The organism is uncultured Microbacterium sp., assembly GCF_963521695.1.
Classification (GTDB): Bacteria; Actinomycetota; Actinomycetes; order Actinomycetales; family Microbacteriaceae; genus Microbacterium.
Genome location: NZ_CAUQWC010000108.1, coordinates 1 through 10710 on the forward strand (window position 1 = coordinate 1; position 10710 = coordinate 10710).

Sequence of the window (10710 nt, forward strand, 5' to 3'; positions counted from 1 at the left end):
GACCTGCGCCGCGCTCGCGCGCAGGCCCGCGACGATACCGGGCACCCGCTTTTCCGCCTGCGCCGTGCGGGCCGTGCGCGAACGGGTGGCGAGCTTGTCCTGCGCCTCGATGCGATCGCGGCGCTCGCGCCGGAGCGCCTGCGTCGCGTCGCGCTCGACGCGGAGCGCGGCATCCTGCTCCCCATCGCGGTGGGCGCGCCACACGCTGTACGGGCCGCCGACCACGCTCAGGGTGTGGCGGTACAGCTCGGCCGTGGCATCCATCTGCTCGAGGAGCTGCACATCGTGGCTCACCACGACCACGGCGCCGGGCCATCGACGCAGAAGGTCGGTGACGCGGGCGCGGGCGTCTCGATCGAGGTCGTTCGTCGGCTCGTCGAGCAGGGTGACCGCCGCGGCGGCGGCTCGGATGCCGAGAAGCGCCACGAGCACGGCCTCGCCTCCTGAGAGCTCGCCGACCGTACGGTCGAGGAGCCCGGGAGGAAGGCCCGCCTCGGCGAGCAGCGCGTGAGCGCGGGCTTCGACGCCCCAGTCGTCGCTGACCGCGTCGAAGTGGCGAGGGTCGACGTCGCCCGACTCGATGGCGCGCACGGCGCCGAGGGCCGTGTCGACGCCGAGGAGCGAGGCGACGCGGCGGTGCGGGTCGGCGGCGAGCCGCTGCGGCAGCATCGCGACCTCGCCGGACGCGGTGACCGTGCCCGACGTGGGACGGAGGTGCCCCGCCGCGACACGCAGCAGCGTGGACTTGCCGGTGCCGTTACGGCCGACGAGACCGGTGCGACCAGGGCCGAAGGCGCCGGACACGTCGTCGAGGGCGACGGTGCCGTCGGGCCACACGAGGCGGACACGGTCGAGGACGAGAGAGGGGGAAAGGGATGACACGACGAACTCCGGGGACGCAGGATGCGCGGACACCGGATCCGTCCGCGTCAGCGGAGGGCGGCCGAGAAAACGGCGGGTCGACGGGTCAGCGCGCGGACAGAGGCGCGGAAGCGTCGACGTTCTTCACCGGAGGAGACCTCGTTCTCGGGGACAGGGCTGCCCACGATAATCGAACGAAGGGCGTTTCGGTACCCCTCCGGCCCCGCCTCGTCGGTGCACGGACGCGCCTCGAGGGCGTCCACAGCCCGCTGGACGACGCCTGCTCGTCTGCCGACGCTCCGTTCGACCCCTCGCTGGATGCCCTCCTCAGCCCGCGGTCGCTCCGTCGCTCTCGGCCAGCCGCGCGTCGAGGAACGCCCGGACGTCGTCGAGCTCGTCCTGCGAGATCGAGTGCGTCAACCCGGGGTACACCCGCCCGCTCAGTTCGCTGTGTATCGGCAGCCACTGCGCCGTCAGGTCGACCAACGCCTGCGGGATGACCTCATCGGCGGCTCCGCGCCCCCAGAACACCGGGGGGCGTCGCTCGGCGAGGACGGTGTCGCCCGGCAGCTCGCCGCCCGCGGCGTACCCGGCGAGGACGACCGCGAAGGCCACCGCGTCGGGTGCCACGCGCAGGGTCTGCAGCGCCACCGCGCCGCCCTGCGAGAAGCCCAGCAGACCCACGGGCACATCGCCCACGGCATCCTGGATCCAGGCGAGCACCGCGCGTGCAGCGACGGAGACGGCCGCGGGATCACGGCCGTCGAGTCCCTCGATGGGGTACCACGAAGCCCCGGGCATGGGCCAGGGCGGTGCCCACGGAGCGCGCACGCTCGCCACGACGAAGGTGTCGGGCAGGTACGGCACCAGGCCGAAGAGATCGTGCTCGTCGGAGCCGTAGCCGTGCAAGAGCACCAGCACGGGCCTGTCGCCGCGCTCGTCGACGGGCACCGACCAGCGCACGACGGCGGGATCGAGTGAGGGATGCGCGCTCATGCAGCCATTGTGGCAAAGCCCTCCGACATCGCCGCCGGGCGCGGGTGGAGCCGCCCCGGGGTGGACGGGAGGAGCCGCCCCGGGCAGGCGGGTGGAGCCGCCCCGGGTAGGCGGGAGGAGATCCCGGGAACGGAGGATGCTTCGCCGGGTACTCCGCCCTCCGCTGCCCGAATCTCCTCCCGTCCACGGCGACGGCGAAGCCCGCGGGCGCCGAGACAGGCTTCGCTGAACGGGTCTTCCCGCGCGGGACACGCGGCATCCGGCACCGACGGTTGATATACAGGGGGTATGCCCGTGCGAACCCCCGACCCCGAACCCGGTGACAACGGCGACGAGCGCGAACCGCTCGGCGCCTCCTTCTCGGGCGCGTCCGCGAGCCCCAACGCCAACCCGGGCTGGCTCAGCGAGGTCGAGTTGGCCGAGGCGCGGCGCCGCCTGCCGATGATCTACGTCGAGGCGCTGCCCGTGCGCACCGACGGGATGGGGGCGGTGACGCAGGTCGGCATCCTGCTGCGCGCGACGCCGCTGGGCGAGATGACCCGCACCCTCGTGTCAGGCCGCGTGCGCTACGGCGAGACCGTCCGCGACGCGCTCTTCCGCCACCTCGAGAACGATCTCGGGCCCATGGCGTTCCCGCTCCTGCCGCCGTCTCCGACGCCGCTCACCGTCGCCGAGTACTTCCCTCTCCCCGGGATGACCGCGTTCCACGACGATCGTCAGCACGCCGTCTCGCTCGTCTACGTGGTGCCGGTCACCGGCACCTGCGAGCCCCGCCAGGACGCACTCGAGGTCACGTGGCTCTCGCCGCAGGAAGCGGCATCCGACGCCCTCTCCGACGAGATGGAGGGCGGTCGCGGAACGCTCATCCGTCTCGCCCTCGCTTCGGTGGGTGCCCTGCGCTGAACCGGGGGCCATTGCCGGTGTCGGTGGCCCTGCCTAGGGTCGGAGGATGCCGGAATCCCCCCTCGCACACCTCACCCTGCCGAGCGACCTCGACGCCTGGCGCGCCTTCGCCGACGAGCGTCCGCGTGAACGACTCGACCGGGTCGCCGCGATCGACGCGCGGCTCATCGCCGAGACCGATCTGACGCTCCGCGAGCGCCTCGCGCTGTGGAACGACGCCGACATCGCGCTCGCGGAGGCGGCCGCCCCCTCGCACCTGATCAGCGAGTCGCACCCCGACGCCGCTGTGCGCGACGCCGCCGAGAAACAGGCGCAGGCCGTCGACGCGGCGCAGTCCCGCCGTCTGCTCGACCGCGACCTGTGGGGCGTCTTCGCCGATGCCGACGCCGACGCCGCGGGCCTCGAGCCCGACGAGCAGCGCCTCCTGGACCACGTGCGCCGCGACTTCCGCCGCGGCGGCGTCGACCTCTCCGACGCTGACCGTGATCGAGTGCGCGAGCTCACCGAACGCGACACGGAGCTGTCGCTGGCGTTCTCGCGCAACATCCGCGAGGGGCGCCGTCAGATCCGCGTGGCGGCTTCGTCGCTGAGCGGCCTCCCGGCCGACTTCATCGACGAGCACCCCGTCGATGAGGAGGGCATGGTCACCCTCACCACCGAGTACACCGATCTCATGCCCGTCCGCGAATACGCGCACGATCGGGCGGTGCGCCACGCCCTCGTCGGTGCCTACAACGACCTCGCGTGGCCCGAGAACGAGCCCGTCCTCACCGAACTGCTCGCGGGGCGGGCCGAGCGCGCGACCCTGCTCGGCTACGGCGACTGGGCCGACTACGAGACCGAGACGCGCATGATCGGTTCGAGCGCCGCGGTGGCGACGTTCCTCGAGCGCGTGGCCGACGCCGCGGCCCCCGCCGCCGCGGCGGAGTACGCGCGGGTCCTCGAACGCCTCCGCCGAGACGCGCCCGACGCCGACGCGGTCACCATCGCCGACTTCTGGTACCTGCTGGGGGCGCTCAAGCGCGAGGAGTACGACGTCGACGCACAGGTCGTGCGCTCGTACTTCCGCTTCGACCGTGTCCTCGACGGCGTCCTCACGACCACCGGGCGCCTGCTCGATGTCGAGTACGTGCCCGTCGACGCCCCCTCGTGGCACGGCGACGTGCGAACCTACGACGTCGTCCGGGCGGGGGAGCGCCTGGGCCGCATCCACCTCGATCTGCACCCCCGCGAGGGCAAGTACAACCATGCCGCGTGCTTCGGTCTCGCCCCCGGCATCAGCGGCCGGGCGCTGCCCGAGTCGGTCCTGCTCTGCAACTTCTCGCGCGGACTGCTCGAGCACGACGAAGTGGTGACCTTCTTCCACGAGTTCGGACACCTGGTGCACGACATCCTCGGCGGGCACCAGAAGTGGGGACGGTGGACGGGAGTCGCGACCGAATGGGACTTCGTCGAGGCGCCGAGCCAGTTGCTCGAAGAATGGGCGTGGGATGCCGAGGCGCTGGCATCCTTCGCCGTGAACGACGAGGGGCAGCCCATCCCGGCCGATCTCGTCGAGCGCATGCGCACCGCCGACGCTTTCGGTCGCGGCCTCGAGGTGACCCGCCAGCTCGGCCACGCGACGACGTCGTACCGCCTGCACGTCGATCGTCCCGTCGATCTGCAGACCGCGGTCGACGGGTACTACCGGGCCGCGAGCCCCGTCACACCCCTCGACGGCTCGCACTCGTACGCCGGGTTCGGCCACCTCACCGGCTACGGCGCGTGCTACTACACGTACCAGTGGAGCCTCGTGATCGCGCGTGATCTTCTCTCGGCCTTCGGCGACGACCTCTTCGACACCGGGACGGCGACGCGATACCGCCGCGAGATCCTCGAACCCGGCGGCACCCGCGATGCGCGCGACCTCGTGCGGGCGTTCCTGGGCCGCGACAGCACCTTCGACGCGTATCGCGACTGGCTCGCGGGCTCATGACGCAGCGAGCCGCGGCATCCTGAATCGGATGCCGCGGCTGCTCGGTGCGCTCAGGCGGTGGAACCGCGTGCGACGTGGGCGTCACGCGGACGATGTCGTGCTCTCGTGCGCGGTCGCCGCGACCACGTCGGGCTCTGCCGGCCCGGGTGCGCTCAGGCGGTGGTCTCGCGCGCGATCGCCGCGATGAAGGCGTCGATGTCGTCCTCGGTGGTGTCGAACGAGCACATCCACCGCACCTCGCGGCGCAGTTCGTCCCAATCGTAGAAGCGGAAGCTCTTGCGGAGGCGGTCGGCTACACCGGCCGGCAGGGTCGCAAAGACACCGTTCGCCTGTGTCGGCTGGGTGAACTCCACGCCCTGGATCGAACCATCGGCGAGTCCCGCTTCGACGCCGGCCCGCAGACGCTGTGCCATGGCGTTGGAGTGCCGCGCATTGCGCAGCCACAGGTCGTCTTCGAGAAGAGCGACCAACTGCGCCGAGACGAAGCGCATCTTGCTCGAGAGCTGCATGTCGAGCTTGCGCAGGTAGGTCAGACCGGTGGACGCCTCGGGATCGAGCACCACGATGGCCTCGCCGATCATCGCGCCGTTCTTCGTTCCCCCGAAGCTCAGCACGTCGACGCCGGCGTCGCGGGTGAAGGCGCGCAGCGGAACGTCGAGCGCGGCGGCGGCGTTGGAGATGCGGGCGCCGTCCATGTGCAGGCGCATGCCGTGACCGTGCGCGTGCGCGGCGAGTTCGCGGATCTCGTCGACCGTGTAGAGGGTGCCGCGCTCGGTCGACTGCGTGATCGACACGACCAGAGGCTGCGCGCGGTGCTCGTCGCCCCAGCCCCAGGCTTCGCGGTCGACGAGCTCGGGCGTGAGCTTGCCGTCGTCGGTGGGGACGGTCAGCAGCTTGATGCCGCCCACGCGCTCGGGCGCCCCGCCCTCGTCGACGTTGATGTGGGCGGTGGATGCCGAGATCACGGCGCCCCAGCGGGGGAGCATCGACTGCAGCCCGACCACGTTGGCGCCCGTGCCGTTGAAGACCGGGAAGGCCTCGACGCCGTCGCCGAGCAGGCCCGTGAAGAGCTCCTGCAGGCGCGCGGTGTAGACGTCTTCGCCGTACGCGACCTGGTGGCCCTCGTTCGCCGCGGCGATCGCGGCGAGGACGTCGGGGTGGATTCCGGAATAGTTGTCGGACGCGAAGCCGCGCACGGACGTGTCGTGGAGGGATGTCACCCCTCCAGCGTAACTTTTCCCGGCTCCTCCCCAGGGGGCATCTCTCCACCGTGCCGCCCGTGCGCGCCGGGGTGTCGGTGACCCCGACGACAATGGGGGGATGCGGTTGGATCCCGAAGCGCTCAGCATCGCCGGCGAGATGTTCTCGTCGTCGGCGATGATGCGCGCCGACCGCCTCCTCGTCTACGGGTCGGTCGAGGTGGGCGACGCCCGATCCATCGGCGGAGTTCTCGTGGTGTCGGCACAGTCCTTCGGTGCGGCGGGCTACGAGAACCTCGAGCTCCGGGTTCCCGGCGACTTCTCCCGACTGTCGGGGTGGTGCTCGTGCGGGCGCGGCCCCGAGTGCGAGCATTCCTGCGCGGCCGCTCTCGTGCTCTTCGACCGCATGATCTCCGCCGGTCGTCCGCCCCGCCCCGAGTGGCAGCGTTCGCTCGACGAGCTGTTCTCGGCGGCACCGGTCGTCGACGACGAACCGGCGTTCGACCTCTGCCTGTTCCTCGCGGTCCGCCGCGGCGGAGGGCACGGCCGCAGCACGGCCCTGACCCTCACCGCCCGCCCGGGGGTCCGCGGCACCCGCGGCACGTGGATCAAGGGCCGCGCCGGGTGGTCGGCTCTCGCGACGCTGCCTGCCGAACCGCGGGGGCGCGCCGCGCTCGACAGCCTCGGGCGGCTGGGGCGGTCGGGCTCCGGGGCGTATCTCTCCGACGAATGGATGCCGCTATCGGCCGTCCCTCCTCATTCGCTGTGGTTGCAGCTCGAGGCCGTCGTCGCTGCCGGTGTACCCGTCGTGTCGGCGGCGGGCGCGCATCACCCGGTGCGCATCATCGACGACGTGGCGACGGTCGCCGTCGCCCTGGACCGCAGGGGCTCGACGCTGCAGGTGCGCGGGGTCGTCCAGGGCGTCGACGACGAGACGGCCGGCCTCCCCTCCTGGGTGGTGGGTGACCCGGCGGTCGCGGTGGCCTTCGTCGCCGACCGTGACGGAGACGGCGAGCGCATCACCCTCGCGCGCCTGTCGACGCCCGCGACGGGGCCGGTGCGCGGTCTGCTCGCGCGGCCCGGCGCACTCACGATCGACCAGGGCGGTTCCGACACGTTCCTGCGCGAATACCTCCCGCGACTGCAGCTCGACGCGCCGGTGGTGTCCCCCAAGGGCACGGTGGAGGTGCCGGTCGCGCCCCGCCCCGTGCTCGAGGTTCTGGTGGAGCACCGCGACGGGTCGACGACGCTCGCCACGAGTTGGGATCGCTCGCCCACCCGCGGTCGCCGTCACGACGAACACGAGCGGGCCGTCTGGGCCGCCGTCGCCGGCGTCGCCGATGACCTCCGGATCGAGATCCCGGGTCCGTTCGACACGGGAAGGGCGCCGGCGCGCGTGCTGACCCCCGCTGTCGCAGCGGTCTTCGCGGTCGAGGGGCTGCCGCGCCTTCGAGCCATCGCCGACGTCCGGGTGCAGGTGACCGGCGAGGAGCTGACCTATCGGGCGTCGCCCGAGGCTCCGGTGGTGCAGCTGAGCACCGGCGCCGACGACGGGAGCGATTGGTTCGATCTGAACGCGCGGGTGAGCGTCGGCGACATCGAGGTCGACTTCACCGCCCTCTACACCGCTCTGGCGCTCGGCGACCGGGTGCTGTTCCTCGGCGACGGAGAGTACGTGCGCCTCGACACGGCGGAGTTCGACCGCCTGCGCGCCGTCATCGACGAGGCCCGGACCCTCGCCGATCGGCCCGGCAACCAGTTGAAGCTGAACCGCTACAACGTGGGTCTGTGGGATGACCTCTCCGAACTCGGCCTGCTCGCAGCGCACGAGGCCGAATGGTGGCTGCGCGTACGGGGCCTCACCGACGAGGCCTCCCTCGCGCCCGTCGCGCCGCCGGTGGGCCTGCGGGCGACCCTGCGCGACTATCAGCGCACCGGTCTCGACTGGCTGCACTTCCTGCGCGTTCAGGGACTCGGCGGAATCCTCGCCGACGACATGGGACTCGGCAAGACCGTGCAGACCATCGCCATGATGGAGGTCGCGCGCGCCGCAGATCCCGACATGGCACCCTTCCTCATCGTCGCGCCGACGAGCGTCGTCGGCAACTGGGCGCGCGAGTGCGCCGCCTTCGCCCCGGATCTCGACGTGAGGGTGATCTCGGCCACGCGCGCGCGCCGGTCGACCAGCGTCGCCGAAGCCGCCGCGGGCGCGCACGTCGTTGTCACCAGCTACGCCCTCTTCCGGCTCGAGCAAGAACAGTACGGCGACGTGGAGTGGTCGGGACTCGTGCTCGACGAGGCCCAGCAGATCAAGAACCCGTCCTCGCGGGGCTACCGAGCCGCCCGCGCCCTGGCGGTGCCGTTCACGCTCGTCATCACCGGCACGCCCATGGAGAACAACCTGCTCGAACTGTGGGCGCTGATCTCGCTCGTGGCCCCGGGCCTGCTCGGTACCCGCGAGTCGTTCACCACCCTGTACCGCACGCCCATCGAGAAGCACTCCGACGGGGAGCGACTCGACCTCCTGCGGCGGCGCATCCGCCCGTTCCTGCTCCGGCGAACCAAAGACCTCGTGGCCTCCGAGCTGCCGCCGAAGCAGGAGACGATCGTCGAGGTCGCCCTGCATCCCGCGCACCGCAAGCTCTACGACCGCCGCTTCCATCGCGAGCGTCAGCGCCTGCTCGGCCTGCTCGACGACGATGCCGAGGGCAATCGCTTCGCGATCTTCCGCTCGCTCACGATGCTGCGTCAGCTCGCCCTCGACCCCGCGCTCGTCGACGAGGGCGAGGCGCCGTCGGCCAAGCTCGACGCGCTCGAGGAGTTGCTGGTGGAAGCTGCGGCCGAGGGACACCGCGTGCTCGTGCTCAGTCAATTCACGCGCTTCCTCCGCGCCGCCCGCCAGCGGTGCACCGATGCGGGTGTCTCCTCGGGCTATCTCGACGGCGCCACCACGCGCCGCCAGGCCGAGATCGACCGGTTCCGTGACGGCGACGACCCCGCCTTCTTCGTCTCACTCAAGGCGGGGGGCGTCGGCTTGAACCTCGTCGAGGCCGACTACGTCGTGCTGCTCGATCCCTGGTGGAACCCCGCGGTCGAAGATCAGGCGATCGACCGGGCGCACCGCATCGGCCAGACGCGCCCGGTGATCGTCTACCGGCTCGTCTCCTCCGACACCGTGGAGCAAAAGGTCGTCGCGTTGCGCGAGGCCAAGGCCGACCTGTTCTCGCGCGTCCTCGACGGGGGCGTCGACGCTGGTGGCGAGACGTTCGCGGGCGGCCCGCGTCTCACGGCCGACGACATCCGCAGCCTGCTGGACTGACGCCGGCCGGGCGCAGCGGCGGGCGGGGTCTGGCCGATGTCGGAGGTCGGGTCTAGCGTGACTGCCATGTCCGATGCACAGCCCTCGCCCGTCAACGGGGCGTCCGCCGCGCCGGCGGAAGGAAACCGCACCTTTCTCGCGGTGCTCATCAACACGGCCGCGGCCAACGTCACCACGAGCTTCCTGTGGTTCGCCCTGACCTTCTGGGTCTACCTCGAGACGCGCTCGGTGCTGGCGACCGGCATCGTCGGCGGCGCGTACATGCTGCTGCTCGCCGTCTTCGCGATGGTGTTCGGCTCGATCGTCGACCGCCATCGCAAGCATCGCGTCATGGTCTTCTCCGGGCTCGTCACCCTCACGGCCTTCCTCATCGCCGGTGCCCTGTGGTTGGCGTTCCCCGAGGCGGCACTGCTCGATCTGGGTGGGCCGTGGTTCTGGCTGTTCTCCGGTGTCATCCTCGCTGGCGCCGTCGTCGAGAACATGCGCAACATCGCGCTGTCCACCACCGTCACCCTCCTCGTGCCGGTGGATCGACACGCCAATGCGAACGGTCTCGTCGGCACGGTGCAGGGGCTCGCCTTCGTCGTCACGAGCGTCTTCAGCGGGTTGTCCGTGGGTTTCCTCGGCATGGGGTGGACCCTCGCGATCGCCATCGGACTGACCCTCGTCGCGCTCATGCACCTTCTGACCATCCGCATCCCCGAAGAGCGACCGGCCGCAGGCGACGAGCCCGGCCCGATGGTGGATCTCCGCGGAGCCGTCCGCGCCGTCCGCGCCGCACCCGGACTCTTCGCCCTCATCATCTTCTCGACGTTCAACAACCTCATCGGCGGCGTCTACATGGCCCTGATGGATCCCTACGGCCTCGAGCTCTTCAGCGTGCAGGTGTGGGGCGTGGTGCTGGGTGTCACGGCGACCGGCTTCATCATCGGTGGTGGCCTGGTCGCAAAGTTCGGTCTCGGCAAGAACCCCATCCGCACGATGCTCTGGATCGTGATGGGCATGGGCGTGCTCGGAGCCGTCTTCGTGCTCCGCGACTGGTGGTGGCTCTACGCCGCCGGTATCTGGGTCTACATGGCGCTCATTCCGCCGGTGGAGGCCGCCGAGCAGACCGTGATCCAGAAGGTCGTGCCCTTCGCCACACAGGGGCGGGTGTTCGGATTCGCCGCCGCCTTCGAGTCGGCCGCGGCTCCCGTGACGTCGTTCCTCATCGCCCCGATCGCCGAGTTCGCGATCATCCCCTACATGGAGGGCTCGGAGGGGCGCGCGACGTGGGGCTGGCTGCTCGGCGACGGACAGTCGCGTGGGATCGCGCTGGTCTTCGTGTTCGCGGGCCTGGTGATGGTCATCGCCGCCTCGCTCGCCTTCCTCACCCGGTCGTATCGGATCCTTTCGCAGCAGTACCGGACGGCAGAGGTCAACGCCGACGTCGCCGAGCACCCGACCGACCAGGTCGG

General features: G+C 71.3%; 7 protein-coding genes. 4 read left to right on the top strand and 3 right to left on the bottom strand.

Annotation, left to right across the window (positions count from 1 at the left end; all coding sequences use genetic code 11):
* The coding region (locus tag RWP81_RS09485) for an ATP-binding cassette domain-containing protein (protein ID WP_314455328.1) at positions 1-882 on the bottom strand (882 nt) is incomplete at its 3' end.
* 306 nt (positions 883-1188) lie between these two features.
* Positions 1189-1857 (bottom strand): alpha/beta fold hydrolase, encoded by a 669-nt coding sequence (locus RWP81_RS09490; protein WP_314455331.1) that lies wholly within the window; start codon positions 1855-1857, stop codon positions 1189-1191.
* Positions 1858-2145: 288 nt separating this feature from the next.
* Between RWP81_RS09490 and RWP81_RS09495 the strand changes: the two genes are divergently transcribed.
* A complete protein-coding gene (locus RWP81_RS09495; RefSeq protein WP_243223479.1) occupies positions 2146-2760 on the top strand; it encodes a DUF4916 domain-containing protein in 615 nt (204 codons plus the stop codon).
* Between the two features lie 46 nt (positions 2761-2806).
* Positions 2807-4735, top strand: a complete 1929-nt coding sequence (locus tag RWP81_RS09500; RefSeq protein ID WP_314455336.1) for a M3 family metallopeptidase — start codon at positions 2807-2809, stop codon at positions 4733-4735.
* A gap of 152 nt (positions 4736-4887) precedes the next feature.
* Here the strand turns inward: RWP81_RS09500 and RWP81_RS09505 are convergent, their stop codons facing one another.
* Positions 4888-5955, bottom strand: a complete 1068-nt coding sequence (locus RWP81_RS09505; protein ID WP_314455338.1) for a low specificity L-threonine aldolase — start codon at positions 5953-5955, stop codon at positions 4888-4890.
* Positions 5956-6055: 100 nt separating this feature from the next.
* On the opposite strand from RWP81_RS09505, the gene RWP81_RS09510 reads away from it, so the two are divergent.
* Together RWP81_RS09510 and RWP81_RS09515 are read left to right on the top strand one after the other, a co-directional pair.
* Positions 6056-9253 (top strand): SNF2-related protein, encoded by a 3198-nt coding sequence (locus RWP81_RS09510; RefSeq protein WP_314455340.1) that lies wholly within the window; start codon positions 6056-6058, stop codon positions 9251-9253.
* A 66-nt stretch (positions 9254-9319) separates the two neighbouring features.
* Positions 9320-10710, top strand: a 1391-nt coding sequence (locus RWP81_RS09515) for an MFS transporter (protein ID WP_314455343.1), incomplete at its 3' end; no start/stop codon positions are given.